General features: G+C 42.0%; 22 protein-coding genes and 1 pseudogene. 4 read left to right on the top strand and 19 right to left on the bottom strand.

All coding sequences use genetic code 11. The annotated features are described in order from the left end of the window. Positions 1–94: 94 nt before the first annotated feature. The 6 genes from GRF59_RS01060 to GRF59_RS01035 all read right to left on the bottom strand — a co-directional run bounded on the left by GRF59_RS01060 (position 95) and on the right by GRF59_RS01035 (position 8756). Entirely contained in the window at positions 95–970 is an 876-nt protein-coding gene (locus GRF59_RS01060; protein ID WP_160495829.1) for an amidohydrolase family protein, read from the bottom strand. After that, positions 957–4127: a GNAT family N-acetyltransferase gene (locus GRF59_RS01055; protein WP_160495828.1), complete on the bottom strand. Its 3171-nt coding sequence runs from the start codon at positions 4125–4127 to the stop codon at positions 957–959. The genes GRF59_RS01060 and GRF59_RS01055 overlap by 14 nt, the downstream gene beginning before the upstream one ends. A gap of 600 nt (positions 4128–4727) precedes the next feature. Next, a complete protein-coding gene (locus GRF59_RS01050) occupies positions 4728–6461 on the bottom strand; it encodes a DUF2326 domain-containing protein (protein WP_237391578.1) in 1734 nt (577 codons plus the stop codon). Beyond that, complete coding sequence (locus GRF59_RS01045) at positions 6440–6667, bottom strand: ABC-three component system middle component 6 (RefSeq protein ID WP_036651942.1); 228 nt, start codon at positions 6665–6667, stop codon at positions 6440–6442. The genes GRF59_RS01050 and GRF59_RS01045 overlap by 22 nt, the downstream gene beginning before the upstream one ends. Next, positions 6651–7625, bottom strand: a complete 975-nt coding sequence (locus GRF59_RS01040) for an ABC-three component system protein (protein ID WP_160495826.1) — start codon at positions 7623–7625, stop codon at positions 6651–6653. The genes GRF59_RS01045 and GRF59_RS01040 overlap by 17 nt, the downstream gene beginning before the upstream one ends. Before the next feature lie 501 nt (positions 7626–8126). Beyond that, positions 8127–8756: a hypothetical protein gene (locus GRF59_RS01035; protein WP_160495825.1), complete on the bottom strand. Its 630-nt coding sequence runs from the start codon at positions 8754–8756 to the stop codon at positions 8127–8129. Positions 8757–9123: 367 nt separating this feature from the next. Between GRF59_RS01035 and GRF59_RS01030 the strand changes: the two are divergent. After that, positions 9124–9323: pseudogene (locus GRF59_RS01030) on the top strand (IS5/IS1182 family transposase); the annotation flags it as partial. Between the two features lie 248 nt (positions 9324–9571). Here GRF59_RS01030 and GRF59_RS01025 read toward each other — a convergent pair. From GRF59_RS01025 to GRF59_RS00990, 8 genes are all read right to left on the bottom strand, one after another. After that, a complete protein-coding gene (locus tag GRF59_RS01025; RefSeq protein ID WP_160495824.1) occupies positions 9572–10471 on the bottom strand; it encodes a recombinase family protein in 900 nt (299 codons plus the stop codon). 38 nt (positions 10472–10509) lie between these two features. Continuing rightward, positions 10510–11298 carry a recombinase family protein gene (locus GRF59_RS01020; RefSeq protein WP_160495823.1) on the bottom strand — a complete coding sequence of 263 codons (789 nt, stop codon included), beginning with the start codon at positions 11296–11298 and terminating at the stop codon, positions 10510–10512. A gap of 385 nt (positions 11299–11683) precedes the next feature. Beyond that, on the bottom strand, positions 11684–12772 hold the full coding sequence (locus GRF59_RS01015) for a DUF1648 domain-containing protein (RefSeq protein ID WP_160495822.1): 1089 nt from the start codon (positions 12770–12772) through the stop codon (positions 11684–11686). A 721-nt stretch (positions 12773–13493) separates the two neighbouring features. Next, on the bottom strand, positions 13494–14378 hold the full coding sequence (locus GRF59_RS01010) for a helix-turn-helix domain-containing protein (protein WP_160495821.1): 885 nt from the start codon (positions 14376–14378) through the stop codon (positions 13494–13496). A gap of 45 nt (positions 14379–14423) precedes the next feature. Continuing rightward, a complete protein-coding gene (locus GRF59_RS01005) occupies positions 14424–15263 on the bottom strand; it encodes a sugar phosphate isomerase/epimerase family protein (RefSeq protein WP_160495820.1) in 840 nt (279 codons plus the stop codon). A gap of 35 nt (positions 15264–15298) precedes the next feature. Next, positions 15299–16132: a sugar phosphate isomerase/epimerase family protein gene (locus GRF59_RS01000; protein WP_160495819.1), complete on the bottom strand. Its 834-nt coding sequence runs from the start codon at positions 16130–16132 to the stop codon at positions 15299–15301. Positions 16133–16147: 15 nt separating this feature from the next. Then, positions 16148–17161 carry a zinc-dependent alcohol dehydrogenase gene (locus tag GRF59_RS00995; protein WP_237391576.1) on the bottom strand — a complete coding sequence of 338 codons (1014 nt, stop codon included), beginning with the start codon at positions 17159–17161 and terminating at the stop codon, positions 16148–16150. Between the two features lie 575 nt (positions 17162–17736). Next, positions 17737–18264 carry a pyrophosphohydrolase domain-containing protein gene (locus GRF59_RS00990; protein ID WP_160495818.1) on the bottom strand — a complete coding sequence of 176 codons (528 nt, stop codon included), beginning with the start codon at positions 18262–18264 and terminating at the stop codon, positions 17737–17739. Between the two features lie 232 nt (positions 18265–18496). Between GRF59_RS00990 and GRF59_RS00985 the strand changes: the two genes are divergently transcribed. After that, on the top strand, positions 18497–19348 hold the full coding sequence (locus GRF59_RS00985; RefSeq protein ID WP_160495817.1) for a hypothetical protein: 852 nt from the start codon (positions 18497–18499) through the stop codon (positions 19346–19348). Positions 19349–19762: 414 nt separating this feature from the next. Beyond that, a complete protein-coding gene (locus GRF59_RS00980) occupies positions 19763–20608 on the top strand; it encodes a hypothetical protein (protein ID WP_160495816.1) in 846 nt (281 codons plus the stop codon). A gap of 369 nt (positions 20609–20977) precedes the next feature. Here the strand turns inward: GRF59_RS00980 and GRF59_RS00975 are convergent, their stop codons facing one another. From GRF59_RS00975 to GRF59_RS00960, 4 genes are all read right to left on the bottom strand, one after another. Next, positions 20978–21352: a hypothetical protein gene (locus tag GRF59_RS00975; RefSeq protein WP_160495815.1), complete on the bottom strand. Its 375-nt coding sequence runs from the start codon at positions 21350–21352 to the stop codon at positions 20978–20980. Between the two features lie 574 nt (positions 21353–21926). Then, entirely contained in the window at positions 21927–22328 is a 402-nt protein-coding gene (locus GRF59_RS00970; RefSeq protein ID WP_160495814.1) for a CBS domain-containing protein, read from the bottom strand. Positions 22329–22695: 367 nt separating this feature from the next. Continuing rightward, entirely contained in the window at positions 22696–23715 is a 1020-nt protein-coding gene (locus GRF59_RS00965; RefSeq protein ID WP_160495813.1) for a Gfo/Idh/MocA family protein, read from the bottom strand. A gap of 26 nt (positions 23716–23741) precedes the next feature. Next, the gene (locus GRF59_RS00960) at positions 23742–24518 is read right to left on the bottom strand and encodes a sugar phosphate isomerase/epimerase family protein (RefSeq protein ID WP_160495812.1); all 777 of its coding nucleotides are present in this window, start codon (positions 24516–24518) and stop codon (positions 23742–23744) included. Between the two features lie 138 nt (positions 24519–24656). Here GRF59_RS00960 and GRF59_RS00955 point away from each other — a divergent pair, with 138 nt between their 5' ends. Beyond that, complete coding sequence (locus GRF59_RS00955; protein WP_160495811.1) at positions 24657–25454, top strand: helix-turn-helix transcriptional regulator; 798 nt, start codon at positions 24657–24659, stop codon at positions 25452–25454. Between the two features lie 101 nt (positions 25455–25555). Here the strand turns inward: GRF59_RS00955 and GRF59_RS00950 are convergent, their stop codons facing one another. Further along, the gene (locus GRF59_RS00950) at positions 25556–26434 is read right to left on the bottom strand and encodes a carbohydrate ABC transporter permease (protein ID WP_160495810.1); all 879 of its coding nucleotides are present in this window, start codon (positions 26432–26434) and stop codon (positions 25556–25558) included. Positions 26435–26442 lie beyond the last annotated feature (8 nt).

Raw genomic sequence — 26442 nt, 5'->3', positions numbered from 1 at the left:
TCATTAACCGGTTTCATATCGGAGACATGAGCAAACCCACCTTACTTTCTTATTGTCATGCGCATCGCGCACTGGCTGTGCTCTCCCCGCTCTCTCAGAGCGCCGCAATCCGCTGCTGGATGCGCGGAAAGAGTCCAAAGGCATTCTCGTAAAATACTTTCTCATGATGCTGTTCAGGCACAAGTCTGCGGACGAATTCCGCATACAGGTCAATTGGCGCGAGCGGCCAATCCGTTCCGAACAACATTTTCTCGTAATGATCGGAATACACCAGCGCCCGGCGAAAATGGTCCATGAATAGGGGTTCGTTCATGAACCTCTCAAAATGGGGCCGATCGCCGACGACGAGACCGGACAAATCGGCATAGACGTTCGGATTCTTGGCCACCACTTCGGCAGCATCCATCACCCAAGGATCGCCCAGATGACAGATCATAAAGTTTACACCGCGCTGCTGGTAGGCTAATTCATCCACGGTGAGAGGATGCGCATACTTGAGCAATCCATTCATCGAATACGTATCGCCGGTATGAATGACCACGGGAACATTGTACTTGGCAGCCAACTCATAGATCGGTGTATAGATTTTGTCATAGACGTAATGATGATAGTAACCGGCATATAACTTAATTCCCGCTACCTCGGGTGCTTGCAGCCTCGCTTCGATTCGGTCTAATTCCTCCAAGGCGTGCTTCCCGTCGAGCCTGTTCGGATTGATGCCTACGCATTCCATTAAGAACGGCGGAACACGGTCTTCCAAGTTCAGTCCCATCGGATTGGGAGAGGTAGAGTCGGGAAAGGCTCCCTTCGTCTGCTCTGTGACCCCCATTCCAATGCCGAGAACAACATCGTTCTTGTCAAACTCCGCTTGAAGGCCAGCGGCCGTGTAATCGACTTTGGACAGATCCACCGCTGTTTGATGAAAGCTGTCGATATCCGACAGATGAATGTGAATATCAATGATCGGCATTTGTGCTCTCCTTTTCGTCTGTAGAACTATCAAAAGTCAGCTTCAGAAGGCCACGGACATCCTCTGGATCCAGAGCGATTTCTCCCAATATGAGAAAGGTCGGCTGTGTCCAAGCGGTTTCTCCATTCAGAAGTGGAAGATGGTGATTCACGCCGTAAGAGAACACCTTATTGTTCACATAAGCCGAAGCCTTCTGATTGGGATAACGATTCACGATATGCAGCATGTCCTTACGCGAAGCCGCACCGATTCGTATAAGCCCTTTGGAATCAAGATGAGCTTCGACCTTACCCATAGGGAACTTGCCTTCCTCGGGGAACTCCATCCACCCTTCGGAAAAGACTGGTGATGGCTTGAAGTAACTATTCTCCGATAGCGAATACTGCGGCAGAACCATTCCACTTTCGTTGGTCACCGAATGCAGCACACTGAGCACAGGGACGCCAGGCAGCATAAGGTAGTGCTGGTTAATGGTGAGCCCCCGGTTTGCTTCCTGCTTCTCGATGGAAGTGGTTATTCGCAGTCCCTTCCAGACGTTGCCGTGAATATCAATCCGCTCCGCCCAAGTCACTGCTCTCGGCTCCTGCTGCCGACTAAATCCACCCAGGCCGGTAATTCCCACGCCAAGTCCACCGTGCCAGGGATTCCACCAGGAACGGGGAACCGCTTCCGGATAGGAGCTGTCCAGCCATTCCTCTCCTTGGTGCTTCAGCGAATGCACGAAGCTCCCGAACTCAGGGGCAGCCGCTATCGAGAGTACTCCGTTACTCACCGTGTATATTGAACCAACGGGTCCTTCTTCCATTCCGCAAACGACGGTTGTTTCATTCTGAGGGAACCAGAGCCCCGATCGCTCCTGAACGCGATCCTCCCCGTGATAAACGACCCGGATCTTCTTACCGGATTCGCTGTGTCCCTCCGATCCCATTTCCTCAGGAGAGAGCTCAAATCCCGCGGATCTCAAATCCTGCTCCCTCTGCAGCTCGATATCTGCCGCTGCACGCTCCGCTCCTCCATCGTTTTGCACATACAGTTCAAGTCTCCCAGCAAGCGGAATCATCTTTCTTTCGATTAATTCTGCATGAAGTGCCCCCGCCACGAACGGATTTCCGCCGCCGAGCGTTAATTCAAGATGATCATCCAGCAACGGTACGACCGGATTCCTCTCCTTTCGGGCGAAGGAATGGAAATCCGACCACTTGGCGAAGGTGTTCAAAGCAAACACAGTCGCCTTTGTCCGCACGACATCTCCGGCGGGTATTCGGCCAAGATTATGCTCCAGCCCGAGCGGGTATTCCGGCCGAATCAGCTTCAGAGAAGGGTCCCAACATATTCCGCATGTGACGTTCTCTTCTTTGCAGAACAGCCAGTTCTCCGTGATCTGGGCGCTGTCCCAGCGACTCGGATCGCCGGAGTATGCGTCGCCCATGTCCACATAATGGCCTTGATATGGCAGGATGAGCCGCTTACCGAAGAAACCGAAATTCGTCAGCACATACACGTTCTCATCCAGTGCTTTGCTGCTGGTATTACAGATCTCATGATGAAACTCAGTGATTCCGTTTGCGAATAGCTTAGCCACCGTTTTGATCTCCAAGCCCGGGAAGTCTTCCGACTCGTAGAGGGCTTCGAGAACCTGGCTCTCCTCTTCCGAATAGATCTTGATTTCTTTCGCTTGTTTCTTGGAGAATTCTTCTGCGAACGGCTTGCCTAACTTGGGATAAGTCCACCAGAAGTTGTGGCTGGAGCCGGGATAATCAATCCATATTGAATTGTCGAGCTTGCCCAAATGGAGGGAGAATGCGCCGTTCACGATGACCCACTGCTCCCCGGCTTCCCCGCCAAAACGGCCCTGTGTTCCTTTCATTAGGGCAGAAAGCTTGCTTGTAAAGGAGACCGCCTTCTTTCCAGCCGGAACGGCCGTCACTTCAACTTCCCGCGAGTAGAGTCCATAAGACCGTAAGGTGAAGGGTACCCGAACTGAGGCTTTGCTCTTAGCCGGAACCGTGAAGCGTACCGCATGATCCGCCCATTCCATGAATTCATCCTCAGGCAAGTCAAAAGAGAACTCCGCTTCCGAGGCAAAATTATTCTCCACGTTCAGATACAGTTCGGCCGGAAGTCCCGGATACAGCTCCCGGGTTGGCAGCACTGCCTTCATCTTGAGCGGAAATTTAGGGGCGACGCCAATGCGGAACTCAGCCCGCTTGCCACCGATGATCCATTGGCTCATGACAACCGGATGGGTCTTCTTATCGTTCTGCTCCTCCTGAACAGGATCAAGCTCGAAATCGCCCTCCACGATGATCGTTTCTCCCGGAGCAAGCGTTAGTGCAGCAGCCAAGCCAAAACGGATATTCTTGTCGTTCTGGCCTTTGATCTCAATCGTCAAGTCGGTCGCAGAGCGATTCTTGATATGATAACGGATCTTGTAGGTGAAACCGAACACAAGATCGTGGTCGTCCATTTCAGTGGAAATTTCATAGTCAGGTGTGTCAAGAGCAGTCAGACCGCGCCCGGTTTTCTCGAATTCCGCCCGCAAGGAGAGATCTCCCTTTTGCCAAGTGTAATCCAAGAAATCAAAGCCGCGCTCCCTGCGACCATCCGGCTGGATGGGAAGTTCGCGGGTGCTGTCTGCGTACCAATCCAGCTCCTCGAAATAAGGAGCAAGCGCTTCCGTTTGCAGAACGGTTGGAATAAAGTTCATCAGATGGACGTAATCTTCATTTTTTTCCCAGAAGAAACCACATTTCTTATACATCGGCACAGCCTTGGTGTTGCCTGCCCAGGTAAACAGATCGAGACGTGGCCAGCCTGCTTCTACTGTTTTGCGGACGGCGTTCAAAATCAGATTGCGGCCTACCTTGTATCCGTGATAATCCGGTCGCACATTCAAAAGTGGTACGTATAAAGCTCCTTCGTCATGACGGTAGTGGGCGAAACTACAGAACCCAACCACCTCCTTGCCATCAACAGCGAGAAACACATGAAGATTGGACGAAATCTCCATCTCCCGGCGGACGCCGTCCTCTGTTCTTTGGTTGGTGCCGCCGCCCCAGCTTTCATTGCTGCGATTCCACATCTCTGCGACCGCTCCAGCGTAGGAAGGATCGTATTCAATAATGCGGATCTGCTCCGCGGTGCTATTTGCTGGCATGAACTCATCTCCTTGTTTTTCAAATATGAGTATGTAATCGTAATAAAGTTATTCTGGATGGCGTCTCTTTAGATACGTAGAGATGATATAGGAGTTTCGTGAAATGATAGATTATGATCTAAAATGGCACACAACAAAATATATTGAAATCCCCTATAAGTTCTTATTATACTATTCATTGGAAGATGATGACGATAACTAAAACTCTTTCTCTCCAACAAAAAAACTCCCGCCAGCACTAGCTGCGGAAGTTTGTATTAAAATGATTTACGCGAACATCTCATCAATGACAGGTATGTGTGGGTCAATAATTAGCTATATTTAATAGATATGACCAGGTTGTGGGATTGTTTTCAAGAGTTGCTTCTGACCAAGGGATCAGTTCACCGGTTTATGTGCCTTTTGCACAGATACATTAACTTCTCCTTTTTACAATGGAGCAAGGGCGACTACCTTTTTCATTCGTTTTCCTCCCTTCAACGAAAAAAAGCCGATTTCGCTATAATTCAGGCAATCGGCTCTTGCAGGATATCTATATAAAAAAAGAGCGGCCAATATTTCAGCGCTCTCTTGGTTCTATCAAATTGAATTTCAGATTAATTATTCTTCTATTTTAAATAATTTATTTTCTTGAGATAATTCAACAACAATATGGGCTTTATCAAGTAGGCTTACAGGCAACTTATCCTTCAGAATAGAAACCACCAATTGAATATTTTCTTTACCTGCATAATCTGCAACTTTAATCAATTGATTATCATGCATTAATTCTTTTTTGTCATTTAGAAGGAAGTGCAAACTCGGTATTTTTTCCTCATCAGCAAATAATATAGCTGCAAGATCAAAACATAAAATTTCACCTTGTTTTTTGCCTGAGCTTAAATTAGCATTGAATGCGCTGAATTTATATATTTGCTGCTGGCTCTTTTTATGAATAACTTTATCGTACTTCAATGCATACTTCTCACCATACAATTCAAAAGAAATTTCAGAAAAATGTTTATTAAACTTATGAATTTGGCCTTTTAACTTTTCTTCAAAACTTCCTGAAAATAAAACATCATCAATTACTTTAATTTGAGCATCAATTTCACTAATATTTTTCTCTACTTCATCTAATTGCGAGATAATACTTTCATATTCACCCTTAATTCTATACTTATCATTCAACTCAGTTATAATCTTTTCTAACTCCTCAAAGGAGTCACCTTTAGATATAGTCATTGCCAGCTCTTTCTCCTGAGATAACAATGTATTTAAGTTCTTTTCTTCAGTCTCAATTTTTACAGTTAAAGAAGGTAAATCAGCAGCTATAAACTTGATTTTTTCTACAACCATATTGTTGTGGTACGCTACTAACTCTTCAAAGGTTTTTTGTAAGTTAGAGATATTTGCATTAGCCTCAGCATACAGTACTTCCAATTGCTTCAAGTCAATATTAGCTTTGCTATTTTCAATCTCTTTTTTGGCCTCTTCTATGAGATTCTTTCTAATTTTCATTTTACTTATGTTTGAACTACTTTTATTTATTTGAAATTTTACGAAGTTAAGTTGATCTAACTGATTTTCAAAATTTTCGTTTAAATTGAAATTTGATTTTTTCTCATTTAATTGAGCTATTTCAGCTTCAATCATTTCTAAAGCAATTTCATAAGCTGTTTTTGTTTGCTTTTTTTCCAGTCTTTCCTTGAAGGCTTCTTCTTGTTTTATTTTTGCCACTAATGCTTGCTTCTTTGCCCCTTCATCAAAGTCACAACCTAATAAGAACAAATATAAAGTCTCATATTCCACATCAGAAGTATACTTGTCCAAAGTCTTAAGTGTATTACTTATATTCTCATCCTTGTATCTAATATTGTGAGAGATGATTTGTCTGAAAGTGGGTTTCTCAGCCTTATGGTCGGGAAAAAGAAGCCTCTGTAACTCGTCTTCAAAATCCTTATCAAGTATTGACTCCCCATTAATTTTCCTAATGTTCTTTTTTCTTGGCAGAAAATTGCGTTCAATTATTACTTCATCTGATGCCTCATCTGATAAATCCTCAACAAGAATAAGAGTAATCAAGACTTCTTCGGTTATAAGAAAATCTTTAACCAACTCATAGACTTCCTTTTTATTCTCTGTATCAGAATATATTATTGAAGCGTTAGACCCTAAACAAAAGTCAATTAGCTTTAATACTGTTGTTTTCCCCACATTATTCCCAGTAGATTTATCATCATTGGATGGTGTTTCGTCAATGATTAGGTTCAAACCGGATTGAAAAGTCAGCTCCCTTATTGTCCCTGTGCGACTCGTTATTTTCAGTGTTTTTATGAACATAATTCCACCCATCCATCATCATCTATCTTTGCAGAATCAATTAGATAAAGCCAATCTAAACAAAGCATGAAAGTGGGAAAAGACATGTTATATTGGCTTTTAATCCTTTGATACAGATCAAATACTTGTTGTTTGGCATGTTGTTTAAGTTCTTTCAAAACTAAAGATCCATTATAGTAAATGCTAAGCTGTGGATGTATATTATCCGGCAATAACATGGCTATATCCCTCCGGATTCTTAAAAATTTTGCATCGTATAAAAGCATCAACGACTAAAATACAGACGCAGAGCTCCAATTCTTCATACGGGATTTCAATATAATTTTTGCTCTCGATAATTATCTTGGTTATGTTATCAATTATACTGTAGAAAAGTTCTTTAGAGTTAGCTTTTTCATGTTGATGCATTGTATACTGCTTTTTGATAATTTGAAAAACGGAAAAACTTTTATTCGAGCCTTCCCTATCAAACTCAGCATATTTTTCATCTAACTTTTGGTAAAATATCTTGTAATCATCAATTGTGTCTTTGACATCCGATAAATCATTGAAAGTTATTTTCTTATCAATCTCAAAGGAATTAATCTCTGGCGATTCAATACAGTTAGCAAGATTCTCATTTGCAAGTATGTTTATGATGTTCGCAAGATTCGTATCTACTTTAAGTAGATCAACATCATTTCCAAGTTCCTTTTTCACAAACTCAAATACCTCACGTTGTTTGTCGATTTCCATACTCAGTATAACATTTAATAATGTGTTTATATCCACAATGTCATCCGTGGGAGAAAAAGCAGCATTATGTGGATTAATAAAACTCATATCCCGAAGTTTGGTTGCATCCTTAGCAATTGAAACAAAAATGAAACGATAACCTGAATACCTACGGAATATATCCTTATTTAACGAGCCTTCAATTTTTTGTTTTGTACAGGTTGAAGATACTTGAGCAACAACTTTGTGGTTTACATCCACCAAATCAATACCTTCAACATTCTGTTTAAGTATATTCATATTAACCAACGTAAGTCCAAACAATAAATTCATTAATTCGGCAAAAAACGTCTCTGAATATATATTCAAATCCAATAAATTGATCTTTCCTCGTTTTTCAATTCGTCTTGCCAAAACTTCCAGCTTTTCTTCTATATAATTGAAATATTTACTTCGATTCATTAGCCATACATACCCCTATTCAAAATTGATTTAAACCACGATCATTAGACTATTCGACAAATCATTGGAAATTCCTCTCCCATTGAAGTCCATTAAAAAAAGCGTCTAATTAAAGACGCTCCATACACTTTACTACATGTCTACACACTCGACGTCAAACCAAGGTTCAGCACGACCGAAACATTAATCATTTCCTCAAGAACCTTATTTTTGAATTATTGTAATACTTCGTAAAAGTCGTAAACGACGCAAAGTGTTGAAAACAAAGGATTTCTAGGTATCTATTCGTTGCATTCCTATTACGACCTCCACATGTGTGGAAACAAGATATACGATTCCTCGTTACCTTAGTTTACAACAGCATGAAGCTCATCGTAGATCGTGTTAGCAAATAACAAGACATGCAAACAGCATAAAAATAAAAATGCAATACGATGACATTGGCGTCGTCTGTAATTTTTCAAGTCAATGCATTTTGAAATTGATTCACTTAACGAAAAACTATAATAACATATCTTCGGCAGGGTCAACTCTATAACAATGCTCTGAATTTCGCTTACACTCTAATGCAGGAACCCTTTTTGTAGTTTCACGCTTTCTTCTGCCATCACTGTACTGTACCTCTCTCCATTCCACTGGTTTATTATAATATTTCATCTTTCCCCCACATTGAGGACATTTATCAATATGTATTTTCTCTAATGTCAATCTTTTGCCATAACCACTGATTGCAAAATTAAAAAATAGAGGGTACCTCGTTTGACTTTTGGCAATTCTCCTAAGACTAAGAAAAACCACAAATAAGATAATCAGTATTACATATATTAGATAAATCTGGCTTTCAAAACCTACTGATGCCTTCAGAGTTCCATTAAAAACATTCAGACCACTTTTTACTATTTTAATGCTAATAGGGAGCAACCCTCCAATTGCAATGGCAAAACTAATCCACGTTAAAACAGCCATAGTAAATGGGCTTCGCCATGTTGGTTCAGGCGTGTATTTTGCCTCTTGATGATTAGTGTTTAGTATGTTGTTAATGATATCTCCTGCAGCAATTTGTGTTGGTCCATTAAAATTTGTCTTTTCATTGAAATTATTTTGATTAATATATTTTTGGATTTTCGCCATACTTCCCTCACTTAGTTTTATTTATTTATTCTTTGAACTGTATTTCTTTGTTTTATATTTTATAACCTACTAATTTTGGAAAAACCATCAGCCCTCCCAAGAGACTTATGCAGGTCTTTGGTTAATCTGTTCAATAATCCTAGGATGGATGTAGGAGTAACCTGTAGCCCCATCTTCACTCTATTCGATGAGATAGCTGTTCACCAAGCGTCCCGGCCGTCCTTCTGTTTATTCAATTATTTATTTAGAATGATAAAACACCCATGACACTAGAATTACTTCTATAGACCCAGTACAAAGTCCTGCAAAATATTACAAATTAATTTTTCAATTGCAAACGACAACAGGTTCAAATTCGACCAACCACGAGCAAATGACTTTTCAAGAAACGGAGTATTTCAAGGAGAAGGTACGGAACGTTACAAAATCGAAGCGAAGAACTGCGAACTCAGGCATCGGCACCGGTACGACGTAGCGTCGTCCTCGGGTCTAATAGGGATGCAAATACAAGGGATAATGACGATATTCGCGGTGAACTTGAAACGAATAATGAAACTGGCAGACTAAGAATAAGGAAAAAACGCCTTGAAAAAAGCGGCACCTTCCGGAAAATCTGGATCAGGTGCCGCTTTTGCTTTTTAATTCGCTTGATTCTTGGCCTCACCGAAAAATTGCTAGTTCTTCAGCGGCCTCTCACAAAGGATAGGGCTTTTAATATAGGTAAATGTGGCTCAGAGATATTACTTTTTAATAAGCAACACACAGCACTCCACATGTGCAGAGACAGTGGAAATGACCTTCAAAAGTACTTGATCTTATTTATAACAAACCGTCAACTCCACCCGATTTCCTTCCCGATCATACACAATCCGCTCCACTAGCTTCTTCAACGCCCGATTCTTCTCTTCACTCGTCACTGCAATGCTCCACAACTCCCTAAACTCACCTATCCGCTCATATATCTGCTCCACAGTCGGATAATTCCCTTCATCTACTACAACCTTCCGCAAATCCTTTAACTCTTCCTCTAGCTTCTGTATCTGCCTCGACCGAACAGCTTTTCGCTCTAAAAACACTTGTTTCGTTATCATGTCCTCTTCATACGATTCATGCAGCTTGTCCAATGCCCGCTTCTGCTTCTTCAACTCCTGCTCTTTGACCTCGATAATAACCTGTGTATCATTGTACCTACTTCCATGCAATTCTATCTCCCGTAAAATGTTCGGGTCTACATGAATAATCCGATCATACAGAGCATTAAAAAAATCAGCATCCATTACCTTCCCGCGCTGATCGCATTTGCTGCCATCTTTGTACTGGTGATAGCACAATGCACTCCAGTGCTGTCCCTGCTTCTTGTTCTCACCTACTCTAAATCTCATCCGAGAACCGCATTTCTCACAATACAGCAAACCTGACAAAGGAAAAATGTTACGCCTTGAATTGGGGTTTAGCATGCGATTCTTAAGCAGCCGCTCCATAATTGCTTCATGTTCTTCTGGCGTTTTCAGCTTTTCATGTGTTCCCATGATTTTAATCCGCTCTTCTTCGGGGACAAGCTCCACCTGACCACGCTTGGAACGGGTTTTACCATAAGTGATATAACCCAAATGGATCTCACTTGCCAGCAATCTTTGAACCGTAATATTTGACCATCCCTTGTTCTTTCCATCAGGCATAATGTTGTATGGCGTGGTTATCTTATTATCCGTCAACCAAATGGCACAATATGACCAAGGTTTGTTCCATTAAGTTATTTCTCTACAATCGCTCGGTAAATCGGACGCTTCGTCTCATCCAGTGCCGACCTAGTGTACTTATCGTAGTAGTAAGGAAACGGTTGCTTTCCATTTGTCCACATGCCTTTCTTCGCCCCGGCCTCTTTGCCTTGCTTCATTCTTCGTTTAATCGTTTTGTATTCTATTCTGGCAAAAATAGACATGAAGTCAAAGGATACATCGTCATTGTCTATTTCCAAATCGTATATCTTGTTTGGTGTGATAATGACCGTTTCTGAATTTAAGAATGTATCTTTAATGAGTGCCCAATCCTTGTTTTCTCCACGCCCTAAACGGTCAATATCCATGACCACTACCCCATCATAGAGCAGGTCTTCAACATGCCGAAGTAACTTCTGAATTTCCTTACGGGACTCGATCTTTTCCCCAGAGGCCACTTCTTCATATAGCCTATAGGTCCAATTTCGATTCTCGACCAAAGTCAGAAGGGTATCTCTATGCTTCGAGAGAACGTCTTCAAATTCACCATCGTCCCTTGATTTTCTTAAATAAACGGCTACGTGCTTAATTGTTTTGCTTTCCATAAATTCCTCTACTCCAAACGTGTTAATATTTTGCCGCCTTCCAAATAGAATGTTGAGCATTTTTGATGACACATCATCGAATATGAAAACTGTTAAATTTTGGAGGCATAGTTCATGAAGAAATGTGAATATGTAATCAAAGAAGTTAATCAGCCATCTGGCAAAGCGTAGCGGCAATTTCATGAGCATGTGATCGAGATATTGAGCCAAACTGTCCAAGCCGAGGCCGAGATAGACATTCCTCTCTCCAAAGTGCATCATTCTACGCAAGACAGTCAGAAAAATTAACAAAATAAAAACAAGCCGGAGCACATGACCAATCCATGCTCCGGCTTGTTCTATTTCAGGTTATTTTGAATGAATTCTCGCTCCGACTTTTTCAGATACCTTAGTGAGTTCTCGAAGGAATAGAAATGCTTGGAGCGCAGCATCCTCAGCTTTTCTACTGAGCCATCCGCAATCACTTGCTTAATGGACGGGATCATTTTGCTGTTCGTTACTCCGAATTTTCCCGGCTTTACAATATATATACAAAAAGAATTCAACGAGCTAAGAAGAAAATGAAAGGCTATATACAGAATCTGCTTGTCTTATGTGGATGGCGTTACCGCACCACAACTAACAGTACAATAATTCCGAGCCCAATCAGCCAGCTTACTGGGTGACCGAAATTTAATCCCCAGCCGACTCCGAACCTTTTCTCGACGATTAGGTTTGGATCTTTGCGATTGAAATAAATCATACCTAATCGCCATTTATCATCATCATGGACAGGTCTGATATTGGAGCGATCCGCAGATCGCTCCAAGCGGCTTCCGCCCTGACCAGCCCAGAACGATAAGGCGAAGGCGTATAGAATGATAAGGGCTATTATGATTAGGATAATAGGGATAGCGAAATTCATGTTAAGCAGAGATATCATGTTTAGTTGCACGACGGAAAACAGGATAACTATTAAGAAGCTTGCTGTAAGCATAAAATATGACCAAGCACGGCGGAAAGTTACGTCTTGTCTGATGGAACGGTTCGGATCAGTGGGTCGAACCTGCTGCTTCACTCTGCGAATACTCCAATTCTCAAATATGAACAAAAGTGTTATGAACACTTGGATTATCGTAGGCATAAACACAGAACTATAAGATTTAGCTGCATAGCGGTCTGCGTTCAAACTGCTGTTGTAATGGATCGGAATCTGATCAGGAATCTGATCGTAGTTGCGTAGCACAGTTACAATACTAACAACAGTAATTAAACCATGAATGAGGAACCAATTACTAGACAAGCCAATGTTTCTTTTCCGAAATCCAGTGTCCACTGCCATGATCGATGGTTCCGGAGCAATAGGCAGCATAGGTAGTAAACTTTTCATTTTGAAATGATAGCTAATGTTTATGACTAGGGAGATCACGACCATGGCGAGTGAATAAGTGACAATGATCCAATTTTGTTGCTTGGAATGTTCATCACCGTATATTAGGCAGATGATACAGACAATGAATAGGATGGTATGCAAGGTAGCACTAATCCTAGCATATGACTTCCGCATCTGGCGCAGAGGCTCACTGTGGAATTGTACAGCGCTGACGGTGACCCCAAAACTAATCGTCTCTCTGGTTAAATAAGGCATGCTTACCATGAGTACAATGGTAGGGACAAATACAAAGATCATTACTATAACAGGCATTATCGTCATATCATTCGCCTCCTCTTATACATAAGTGTGTATTCGAAAACTCTATAACCCTTATAGCATAGGCGATTCATCGCTCTGCCTTTTTGCATATGATTATCCTATTAACTTAGGATAGGTAATCGACTTGAACATAAATTTAATTATAATCGATTTTAGTAACTATAAGGGTGAAAATAACAATTTATCCAGACTTTTTCGCTACGCGAGCTACTCATCTGACAACCGAATTATGGCAAGTACATCTGTTTGAAATTCTGTGTAGGCAGCTCTTAACCATTTTCTGGATTAGTGAACTGCGCATAGAGCATTTCCCATCTTAGATGAGAACTCGCATGAAATGAAAAAATGTGAATATGTAATCAAGGAAAGTAATCAGCCATCCGGCAAAGCGTTACGGCAATTTCATGAGCATGTGGCCCGGATATTGAGCCCAACTGTCCAAGCCGAGGCCGAGATCGACATACCTCTCCCCAAAGTGCATTATTCTACGCAAGACAGTCAGAAAACTTAACAAAATAAAAACAAGCCGGAGCATATGATCATGCTCTAGCTTGTTCTATTTCAGGTTATTTTGAAGGAAATCCCTTTCCGACTTCTTCAGATACCTTAGTGAATTTTCAAAGAAATACAGGTACATAGAACGAAGCATCCTCAGTTTTCGACTGAACCATCCGCAATCCACTGGCTTCTCCTATAGAACAAATGGTCGATTCCTGAATCGCTACTTGTTGATTAACGCAGATTGCATCGCGGCGAACTTACTAGGCATGATACCAACATTCCTTTTGAACGTCCGGCTGAACAAATGAATGCTAGAGAACCCCACATCTTCGGCAATCTCCGTCAAATTTTTCTTTCCCTGAATGATTTTCAATTTGGCCTGCTCGATACGAACATGTTTCAAATAATTATGAATGGTAACCCCCAGCTGGGTCTTGAACACATATGACAAATGATTAGCAGTCACACCAACATGCCTACTGATGGATTCATTGCTTAACTCCGGATCTGTATAATATTGATGCATGTAATGAATAGCGCCTTCAATTAAAGGCCATCCTTTGGTTCTCTTACCTTCCGTAGCTTTGGACAGGTTCTGATTCCTAAAGAACAAAAACAACATTTCCAAGCATATAGACTTGTTAACTAATGTCCCACCGAACGTTGGATCTAACAGTTCTTTATGCATTTGCATGAATCTTCTCTTCAATTCGATTCTGTCCGGGAGCTGCAGATGAGATAGTGGATGTATATCGGCAAGCACCATTTCTCTGGGGACGATATCCTGTATCCCATGTCTAAGTCCACTCCCTTGATTCGGTGACATTCTGTTCTCGTCATCATACAAGTCAAAGTGAAAGATATACTGCACTAAAGGTAAATCCGAGGTGGAACGAATGATATGCGGCATACATGGATGCATAAGCAGCACATCCCCTTCTCGAACCAGGAACTTCACACCATTCAAGAAAAACTCCGCTTCTCCCTGATCTATATAGGTATACACATGATCTTGATCCAGCCATTCACCTGCTAGTAAGGAGGATTCCATGACTCTTGCTGCTCGAACATAGGGGGAAATGCCTTTCATCCATGACTCATTCACCTCGAATCTTCTCCTTTTTCCGTCATTTAAAAATGGGTCCTATTTTTATATCCTAACTGGAATCTTTAATTGTTCTTCTACAAAATCTCGACAGATTTCCATGGTATGATATGGGGTAATCGCCGACTCGTCCACTTCGAGTGTTACCCAACCAGAATAATCAATTTCATTCAGCACTTCAATGGTTCCATGCAGATCAACAGAACCTTTACCCAGCTCGCAAAAATAAGGAAGATGTATATCACCTGTAATCTCAGGCTTGACTGTAAGGTCCTTCAAATGAACATAAGCCACCCTGTCCTGATATGTTCGGATCATGGATGCCGGGTCCATACCTGCTCCGAGCAAATGTGCTGAATCCGGTGCAAGATATACAACCTTCGGATCTGTCAGACTCATCAATATCTCCAACTCGTTTTCGTCTTGCAATTCCGTCCACAAATGCGGATGAACACAAGCCTTCACCCCTAATGCATCGGTTCTTTTAGCCACTTCATTCATTGTTGCTGCGGCAACCTTCAATTCTTCCAACGTTGATGGCTGATCCCGAATGCCGCCTGGCCCTAGTACAAGGATATCTGCTCCACATTTCGCTATCATTTTAGCTAGACGAACATTGTATTCAATGATACTCGAACGGTTCGCGGAATTGCCGAATCTTTGATGCTGTCCCCCAGCAGTGCCACCATACAATGCAGTCATCTCCAGCCCATACCCGGCCAAGATCTCTTGTAATTGTTCCGGCTTATCTTCATATTGAAGTGCAAAAGACGCCCACGGCTCAATCCCTTTGTAACCCAGCATGGAGACTTCCTCCAACGCCTTGATATGATTTTGACCCCAAGTGATGGTATGCGCGGCGATTCTACCTTTGAACGCACTCATCCTTAACTCTCCTTCCAGTGTGAGATTCGATGTGATTAAATTTCCAGCGATGAGAAGACTTTATCGAAACCTGCTTTGGAACGAGAAAATAATTCATATGAACTTAGTGCGGAAGCTGGCGCTAGAACTTCTTGAGCGATAACGCCGGTATAGCCGATCTTTTTCAGGCTTCCCAGGAATCCTGTGAGATCAATAGATCCTTCCCCTGGATACAATCGATCGGAATCTAGCAATTCCTCTATCGGCAGAGGTTTAGCATCATTAATATGGACATATGCGATTTGATGGGGTTGTAATTTCAGCAGATCCTCACTCGTTAATCCATTCGTATGCCAATGGTAGGAGTCCAGTAACAAACCGATATTTCTCACTTGAATCGTTTCCATCCAGTCCAAGGTATCTTGCATCGTCCAGATCATCGGATTTGCCCATTGCGTACGTAAATGATGAGGACCAACAAACTCTAAGGCTAACGAAATTCCATAAGCACCTAGTATTTCTGCACATAGTCTTAAACGTCTAGTGGCTGCAATCATGAAAGGTCCGACCGGAAGATCTGTCGAAGGTAAAATATATGTACAGCATGTGGTGCAATTTAATGCAGCTGCTGCCTCAGCCATCTGGCCAAGTGATTTCAGACCCTCCTTGAAGTTTTCCTCTGTCGTGCGCCAATCTACTTCTAAACCAAAAGATCCTAGAATAACCCCATTTTCTTCCAGCAATTGAACAGCTCCATCCTTGCCATACTGCTGCACTAACTCCAATGGATTCGCGTCTACGGACTGGAAGCCGAATTGGCTCGCTAGTCTGATATATTCTTCATTAGAACTAATCTCACCCAAGCCTGCTGTTGTTAATCCTCTTATCATCGTCATTCTCCCCTTTTATGACCAGTCAAATAGTACGCCATTGTACTGGTCTTTGTTGGTTCTTAATCCCTCATACGCTTCACTAGCCTGCTCCGGCTTGATGACATGGCTAATCAATGGTTCGATGTGCAACTTCTGTTGCTGCATAAGCTCGAATACAATGCCAGAATTACGTACCAAGGAATGCTTAACGAACGAATTAGGCTCAGTTGGATAACGCCATTCGTGGGCTCCTTTAAATGTAATACATCCCCGGTTATAGAGATGACAGTAATTAAGCACATCCGTAATATCTGTATTGTATTCCCCACGCGGACTGCCCAAGAAGATGATCTCCCCCTGTGAGCCAATATATTGAAGACTTTCAACCCCAACCTTGGAGACACCTGTTGCTTCAATATGAGTGGAGACGCCTTTACCATTTGTTAACGTCATAATCTGCTCTTTTACCGATCCTTCGCTGCTATCCAAGGTATAATCCACACCGCATTGACGCGCAGTCCGCAGCCGTTCTTTGGACAAATCCATACCTATCACCGAAGCCCCCTGTAAACGCGCCAATTGAGCAGCAAGATTACCCACCAATCCAAGACCTGTCACACTTACTTTGTCTCCCAGTTCAATATCCGACACACGTATCGATGTAAAAGCTACCGTAGCCATCCGGGTAAATGGTACCCATTTCAAATCTAGCGCATCCGGCACGTGAATAAAAACATCCCTAGCCTCTACAACTTGATATTCGCAATGATTGCCGTAATGGAAAATTACATCGCCAGCTTGAAAATCCTTTACGCCTTTACCACATTCTATGATCCGACTGACGCTTGCATAGCCTGGACACAGCGGGAGCTTCGCCCAATCCTCTTTGCCGGATAACATTGCCATCTCCGTACCCGGACTAATCAGCGAATAAATCAATTTTACGAGTACCTCATGGTCACCTAAAGTCTTCGGCACATACTCCTCTTCAACCGTTTCCACATGGTATGGGCTCATAAACATAATCTTTCGATTTTTCATCTTCATTACACTCCCCCTTGATCATACTACATTCTATTTAAATGTATGCGTTTTTACACATCATGTCTTTGACTGGGAAATTGTTTTTTTGTCTAAAAGTAAGATAGGAGTTGTATGCTTATGTGGGGAGACGACAAAGAAACCAACGAGAAATTCCAGGTTGGTTTTGGGGTCTATTTTATATTTCGCAAGACTTAAAACAATAAACAAAAGCTAATGCATTCATCTTTACATAAAAATCTCATCAGGTTATACGCCATTCCTCCGTTCACCCCGTCCCGCTGCACGGAGATCAACATACAACAGGGAAAAGAAGAGCTACTGCTCATCCTTTCCCTGTTTCTATTCCGTCTTGCCCTACTTGTGATACGATCCAGCATAACGGATCTAACGCCGAACAATACGAAAGGATCATGTTGTCGTGAGCGAATTCTCCTGTGCAAGGATGATTTCGAGTGGCCCTCGTCGCTCGCTTGAATGACGAGAACATTTCTACCGCCGTTTAGCAGAACGTGTGATCCATAGTCCGTATAAATGAACGCCTCTTTAGAGATCAGAACATGATCCAAACATCTGAGCCCTTATGAAATATTGGGATGTACATTAGCCCCAGATTCAATCTGCCGATTGATTTCAGCGGTTATTTTAGGCTCCGGAGCATGATCTTTCTCCCAGTTATCCGGCTTAATCACCTTCCCTACTTCGTTATAATGCGGTTTACCATCCGGGAAAATCTTTCCCATATTTGCTTCGTGAACGATGGAAAAGATGCGATCCGGCTCGATTCCCATTTCCACAAAACCGCCATTGGCAAAATATAAAATGTCGGTAAAGGAATCCACTTGTCCAGTAAGTTGATCTTTGGGATATGGTTTTTGACCTTGTTTGATATAAGTCTCTTTTGCGCGATCCATCAATTCATTGAAAAATAACTCAAACCTTTCATCATTTCCTGCGGTAGCATGGAGGAGTTCGATGACTTCTTCTAGCATAAAAGCCGCGCGATTATTAGCCAACTTATCAGACAATGGTGTTGGCACCTCGGGTGCAGCACAATTGAATGCCTGATGAAACTCTCTAACCTGTTCGAATTTCGTCTTATTTGCCATGATGTAATAGGATTCTCCTTTTAAAGTTAGTCTTTTCAATTCATCTAATTAGGACGTTCGTACCGCGATGCTATTCTATTTTAGCCATTCAGAATTCGTTCAGAATACACTTCATTCCTTACGTTGTCAAAAACCAACTGCACATTTTTTGTCTTTTTAATATTGACCGTATGTTAAATCTCCTCCTATAATATAATTTGTTAATATTTGTTACAAAAAGGAGGTTCTTCCTTTGAATGATAGACTAACAGCATTATCTCAAATAAAGATTGACACTCTGGTTAATATGATTAAAATGGCCTACGCTTTTGAGAACTGGGAAGAGGTAATATCTTTGTCCGAGAGCTTACTCGAAATCGCCAATCTGACCAAGTATAGTGAAAGACAGATGCAATGTAGTGATTCGATGGAAAAGCCTGTCGTTTACTATTTCGGTTATAGTTATCTGATGAAGGGTTTAGCCCTGCAAAAACTAAGAGCTTACACTGAATCAATAGATTGTGTGATCCGGTATTCAGATTTAAGTTGGGTAGAAGATACGAACCAAGAAAACAAATATTACACCGACAGCTTCAAAGTTTTTGCCAAAGCAAATCTATTAACACTTGAGATCTTATTGGGCAACAAAGATAAGCTTCCCGATTATATTGAGGTGTTGCACGAGAACGAAGATGAAATATTGCCTGGATTAATTACTGTTGTCGAATCAGCATTAGTTCATGACTTTAATGCAGATCTACAAATCACCCAACTGGTTCCCTATATTTCAAACTATCATCATTATAATAGGCCTGTACGCATAGCCTACTATTTAACAGTTCATTATCTCCTAGCATTATATCATTATAAAAATAAAAAATATTCAGATGCTATTAATTTTACTTTACATAATCTGACAATATCTGATAGACTTGGTAATGATAAGTACTTCAAAAAATCTGTCGCATTATTTGAACTACTTAAAACTCACGCTACAGTCCCTCAAATAACTGAGTATTCTAGTATCCTCAATTCTATTTTAAAGGGAGAGATTGAAAATGAAGAAAGCTTTGATCTCAATAGTATTATTGGGAGCGCTGAGTAGTTTTTCGTTCGCGTTAGTAGTTCCAGATCATCCGCCTGTCATCTCACAATACAATCACGGTGCAGACTTTTAGTTATGTTAAAGCGAATTATCTCTTTTGAGATAATTCGCTTTTCTCATGCATTAAGCATTTTTATACTACTATTCTCTGACCCATCCAATGACTCGGATATCCCAGCCAGACACACTTCCATATGATACCAGATTACTCTTCTTCCCATCTCCTCCAGAAAAGAGAGATTTCTCACTTACCGGCTTCTGCGAGTATTTTATGTTGACTGGTTTCATTGTGCATGAAGCTCATTAAACGTGCTGTTATCTTTGTTTTGATATCTTTCACATTTTTAATTGACCCCCCCTCAATTTCAATATAGACTCAACGTAAAGAAAACTTGCTTAGGGGAGGAGAAAAGCTTGGAAACAGAGTTAGCACATATTAAAAATAACGTAGATTCTTTAGTAACCATGCTTCGTATGGCTCATTCTCTAGAAAGTTGGGATAACTTAATTGTTCTGGCAGATGAATTGCTAGATAAGGTTTATGCCCCATTTCAGGACAATACGGAAGTACAAATGCCTCTTATGAAAAAACCATTGGTTTATTATTTAGGCTATGGGAATTTGATGAAGGGCATTGCTCATCAGAAAAAAAAACAATTTAATGAAGCAAAAATATGTATTGAGAATTACAAACATCTTCATTTATTCTCAGACGGAAGCGAAAGCAATCAAAAATTAGTAGATGACTTCAAATTTTTCGCCAAAGCGAATAGTTATACTGTCGATATCCTCTCCGGAAACACAAAAATATTAGAGGAATATGCTACATTTATTCAACAATATCCTTCTGAAACACTGCCTGGGCTGGTCGCTATTCTGGAATGTGCGAATTCTAGCAATATTGATGTGGATACGATCATTAAACCTCTGGCAGATGTGACTAGCATCAAATATGAAGATTTGAGTCCCACTGAAAGAACCTATTATTTGACGATTCTTCATTTGCTTTCAATTTATTATTATAAAAGAAATCAAATAGAGCATGCTTTAAATTCTACTATACAGGCTTTGATTTTTTCTGATAAAATTGGTGATGATAAGCAGTTCAAAAAATCAACTGCTCTCTTTGAAATCTGTAGACCGCGCGCTTTGCCGGAACAGTTATCAAAGTATTACAATGTTCTACAAGACTATCTTTTGGGGGTGATGGAAAATGAAGAAAGCATTTCTCTCGACATTGTTGGTGCTAGGGATCATTAGCTCGGGACTAGCTACTCTGCCTACGACTTCTCCTGGTATTCAGCCATTCAATCATGGCGTTGATTATGACGGCTAGTATCATTGAACCGAATTAAGTTCTCTTATGGTCTGATTCGTTACTACTGAACATCTAGACATACCTTACATAACAATTACGAATCAGATCATGAGTGAGCATCCCCATCCCACCCTTCCATTACGTTACATAACTTCTCATTTTCAAAGGATTCGGATACGAAGAGACGAAACGAATCGTGGCCCGGGCGACAAGAAACTTGAAAAGATCAAAGGAGCACCTGCGTTATGCTGAAGAAGAAAAAACCTCCATCACCACTATAAGGAGCAAAGTGGCTGTGGAGGTTTTAATGTTTAATTGTAGCCCAGATAGGCAACGACGGTGAAATCACCCGGCGAGTCTAAGACAAGTCTATACTGACCATCGGGTTGATTCGAAGCCAAAGGAATCTTGAGACGTGCAGATTGACCGGCTACAATGGTATTCGTCCAATTACTCCCTACCAGCACATCTCCGGTCGAGGTAACCCGGTACAGCTTAAAATTAACCCCGAGACTGATCTGTCCGTCATTTATGAAGTTGCCTTCGATATAAATATTGCCATGGGCTTGGACCGGCGCCCAAGTATTGTTGCCTGTACCCGGCCCACTAGCGGCCGCGAAAGCAGAGGAAGCAAGACTGAACATCAGGACAAGCACGAAAACGATAGACGCGATTTTTCTTTTCATACCATCTCAAGCTCCTTTTTTCATAGAGTGAACTCGACAAGCACTTTCTTTGTACCAGGCTGATGGTCTTTTACGTTTAGAATTCGCGTTCAGTTTGAATTTCGTCGGTTTGCCGAACACCTCCCAATAGCAGAGTCATTGGGAAATTCTGGGCTGTTAGTTATAAATATACATTAAATTTAATACTGATGTCTATAAAAATGCATCTTAATTCTATATGAGCTTTTCATGAATACTTTTGCTAATGGGCTATTCCTGAAAGGAGATGATCATATGGTAAAGTACATTCTTTTTTTCGTAATCAACCTTATAGCAGCCTATTTTATTTTTGATCAATCCAGCTTTGTTAAGCCTTTACTTCAATCTTTTGTTTTATTGATCCTGCTCTTAGGTTTAGATTGGCTCATGATCAAAAGGAAAGGTTGATATCATGATTCACTCTCCAAAGCTGAAAAAACACTAAAAAAACTAGCGCGACTCCATACCTTTGGAGGCTGCTAGTTTTTTTGTTATCTTTCGGTTGCGGTTTACTTCGGCTGGAAGAGCAGAACAACTGGCTAAAATTCCAACCCTTTTAATCGCTGATGCTACTCGTATAGTATTCTATAATGTCTTTTCGACGAATAATGCCAACGAATATTTGGTCGTCCACCACCGGAACAAAGTTCTGGTCGGCAGCGAGTTCGAGCATATCCTCCAGATTCGCTTGAATCGGAACGCATTCGTTTTTGATGCGGCGTTTTATTTCATGGACTTTGACGATGTCCAAGTTCTGAAAACTTAATCCGGAGGTATTCTTCATCTTCCACAATAAATCTCCTTCAGAGAGCGTACCGACATATTTCCCCTGCTCATCTATTACAGGAATAGCTGCGTACTGGCTTCGCTCTAACTTTTCCATAGCCTCCTGCATATTGGCATATGAGTGAATATAGGCCACTTTGTCTTTTGGGAACAGAAAATCGGATATTTCCATCGATCAGAACTCCCTTCCTCCGAATGATGCCTTTCGCTGTTTATCATCGACTCAGGAATCGATTCCCCGCTTATGATTAGGCGTTATGTTCAGCAGGTTCTCAATTGTCTATGTTATGTATTAATTTTATCATACTCAGAATAAAGAGAAAACCTACTGTAGGATCTGGAAATCCGAACATGGAATACCCTCAAACCACGTTCAATAAACGGGAAAAGCAAAAAGTTAACCAAACCATGATCAAAGGGGTTTGATTAACTTTTATGCCAATCTTATTGGCTGTGTACCCCTAACTCATCGCAGTCAGGGCTGTATTCCAACCACAAATATCCTCACATGAACTATCTGCTCACTTTTACAAAAGCCGTTATAGCTTCACAATTTGACCTGTCTTTTCGGATTCGAATGCGGCCAAAATGACCTGCAGGGAACTCAGCCCTTCTTCACCAGAGATCGCTGGAGGTGTGTTCGTTACAAGGGATTCGACAAAGGCATCAATAACGCCACTTGGCACTTGCTTTTCATTCGTTGCCATAGCACCCACTTTATAGGTTTCGACTGTGCCGTTGGTAAGCTCCACGATCACTTCGTCCCCATCTACTGTACCGATTTTCATGACCCCGTTCTCACACCATAGCACGGTACTGTTGTCACCGCCTCTGTATTGGGTCCAGCTTGCCACCAGTGTTCCAATCGCGCCGCTTTTCATGCGGAGGATGCAAGTCGCATTATCGTCAACTTTTGTGCCTTCTTTGTGCAAAGTACCGATAAAAGCGGCTACTTCAGAGACTTCATCGTTCAGCAAATAACGGATAAAGTCTGATTTATGTACGCCTAGATCGCCCATAGCACCCATGATGGCTTCTTCTTTGCGGAAAAACCAGCTGCCCGCACCGTCTACGCTCCAGCCTTCCGGTCCTGGATGACCAAAGGAAGTACGGAAATTCAGCACTTTACCAAGCTTGCCGGAATCCAGAATTTCTTTTGCCTTCACATGCGGAGGCATCAGACGCTGATTGTGCCCAACCATCAGGTACACGCCGTTTTTGCGCGCAGCCGCAATCATTTGCTCGCCTTCTTCGGTTGTGCAAGCCATAGGTTTTTCCACCAGGACATGTTTACCCGCATTAGCTGCTGCAATCGTCATAGGGGCATGCAGGTAGTTCGGCGTACATACGCTGACGGCATCCACTTCTTCATGTTTCAGTAGTTCTTCGTAGCTGGCATAGGCTTTACCGCCATACGTTTCGGCCATTTGTTCCGCACGCTCCAGTTTCGGATCGGCAAAAGCCACCAGTTCTACGTGTTCATTCGCTGCATACTCCGGAATATGTCTGCGCTGGGCAATGGCACCACAGCCAAATACAGCAATTTTAATTTTACTCATGTCATTAGTCTCCTCTGATCGTTGGATTAAAATTGGTTTAAATAATTCTCTTTTAGCCAGTTATAGCTGTTCGAAATACTCTCTAGCGGCGGATTCTGGCATACGTCTTGTTCCACGATCAGCCACTCCACGCCCGCTTCCGCAGAAGCTTCGATAACCGCAGGTATATCCACTGAGCCTTGTCCCAATTCAAGCGTCTTCATCTGGCCCTGTTCGTCTTTGCTGAAATCCTTGAGATGGAGAAGCGGTAAACGGCCTGCATAGCGGTGAATATATTCGATTGGATTTTTTCCGGCGAATTGTACCCAACATACATCCATTTCTACCTGAACTGCTTCCGGCGTTGTTTCGGCAAACATGCCGTCAAATGCGTTCTGATCCCCGGCTTGGCCATGAAATTCAAAATCATGGTTGTGATAACCAAAAATCAATCCTTGTTTCCGTACTTCATTCCCTATTTCCTCCAGTTCGGAGAATAAACGGTTCCATCCCTCACTAGTCTGAGGACGATCCTCCGGCATGAGATAAGGGCATATCATATACTTGGCACCGATGGTTTTCAGGTAATCGATTTCTTTTTGAAGATTATCTCTCATGGCTTGAAGAGAAACATGGCTGCTGAATCCCTTCAGACCCAACTCATTCAAGAGCGTTTTCATTTCATCTGCAGGAATATTGCCGTAGCCGGCAAATTCAACGCCTTCATAACCAAGTTCAGCCACTTTCCGGAGCGTTCCTTCGAAATCGGATGATGTTTCATCGCGGAGGGTGAACAGCTGTAATCCAATATTAATCTTTTTCATGATCATATGCACCTCTGAACTCATGATATATTGTGCTGCCATATTTCATTCTACGGTAATACAGGCTAAAATGAACATATACAATATCATCAGAACATGAATTATTTGCTCAAAATTTAGTAAGGGGGCTATAGCTCTTTGGATACTTCTCTGTTAATCTGTGATCACTCATATCATGATAAAGCGTTTACCCACAATCTGAAGAGCGGATTACAGCACTATCTCTTTAGACTGCAAACAGAGGGCTCCTGCAAGGTCTACTCATCTGGCAAGGAGTTCATCCTGACGGGTGGTGATTTACTCCTGCTTCAGCCTGGTGACGATTACCATCTTGTCGTGGACGAACCCCATACAAAGGAACGTTTTTCTAGCGGAGATTATTATCTGTTCTGCCAAGGTTCCTGGATTGATGACTGGTGGAAGCGGAGGACTCGTCCGGTTGTGAACCGGATTGGAATCGACGATAAGCTGATTGGATTATGGCGTAACCTACTGCTGGAGAAACGGCGCGGCTCTTTGGAGGAAGATGCGGAGCTGAAGGACGTGCTGTTACGCAGCCTTTGTCTGTATATGGATAGAGCCATAACCGATAATATACAGACTGACCGGAGAGGGGCCGCTACGCAAAAGCTCAAGCGATTCATTGAAGAGCATGCCACCCTCACCTTCAAACTCGAAGAAGCCGCAAGCTACGCGGGTCTTAGCTTATCGCGTGCAGTGCGGCTGTTCAAGGAACATTACGACAAAACGATGATCCAATATGCGATTGAGATCCGTCTTCGAGCTGCAGAGGAGCAGATCAGATACAGTGAAATGACATTAGAACATATTGCCGAAACTTGCGGCTTCGCCAGCTATTCCTATTTTCACCGGGTGTTCCGGGCGCACTTTGGTGTCTCTCCTATGGAGTATCGGACCCTGAAGTACCTATCGTAGATCCTAGCAAGAACTGCTACCGTAAGCTCCTTAAACAAAGGCAGGGTTAGTTCTTGTTGTTGAGAATCAACCACTGCTTGAGCCTGCATATATCGCTTCGTCTACTCTTTCACGGACCCGATGACTAATCCGGATACAAAATATCTTTGCAAAAACGGATACACCAATAGCACCGGGATAATGGACACCACGATTTTGGCCGCGTTCAGTGTTTTATTAGAAACCGAGGCCAAAGACTTTAATTGTGAAGGGTCCGTGATTTTCGTAATATCGACAGATAATTGTTGAATATACGTCTGCAACGGATAATTGGAAGAACTGTTCATATACAGCAAGCCGCTAAAGTAATCATTCCAATGCCCAACCATAGAGAAAAGGCCGATAGTGGCCAAAGCCGGAAGAGATATCGGCAAGAAAATTCCGAATAAAACTCTCATTTTTGACGCGCCATCTATAATCGCAGCTTCTTCTAGCGCTTCTGGAACGCTTTTAAAAAAGTTCATCAACAAAATGACATTAAAGATGGGTACTGCTCCTGGTAATACAAGTGCCCAAATGGAATCAATCAAGCCCAAATTTTTCACAACCATAAATATGGGAATCATTCCACCGGAGAAGAGCATCGCAAAAATCATCAAATTCATATAAATATTACGCGCACGAAAGTCATTTTTATTTTTAGACAATGGGAACGCCATCAAGACTGTTATCATTAGATTAATAGCCGTTCCAATCGCAACTCTTTCTATAGAAATTAAAAATGAACGCCAAAACTGCGTGTCTTTCAATAACAATTGATACGCATTCGTATTAAAATGAACGGGCAGCAAGCCAACCAGATTCGCTTGGGCTGCCGATTTATCACTAAATGAGATTGATACCATATTAAGTAATGGTAAAAAACAGAGCGCGGTAAGAAGCAATAACACCATCCAAATACATATATCCGCAAACCGGCTTCCAAACGTTTTTGATTTCATCCTTTACT

The organism is Paenibacillus dendrobii, assembly GCF_009807035.1.
Classification (GTDB): Bacteria; Bacillota; Bacilli; order Paenibacillales; family Paenibacillaceae; genus Paenibacillus_AQ; species Paenibacillus_AQ dendrobii.
The sequence above is the reverse complement of the archived record's forward strand: the minus strand, read 5'-3'. Positions and strand labels throughout refer to the sequence as shown.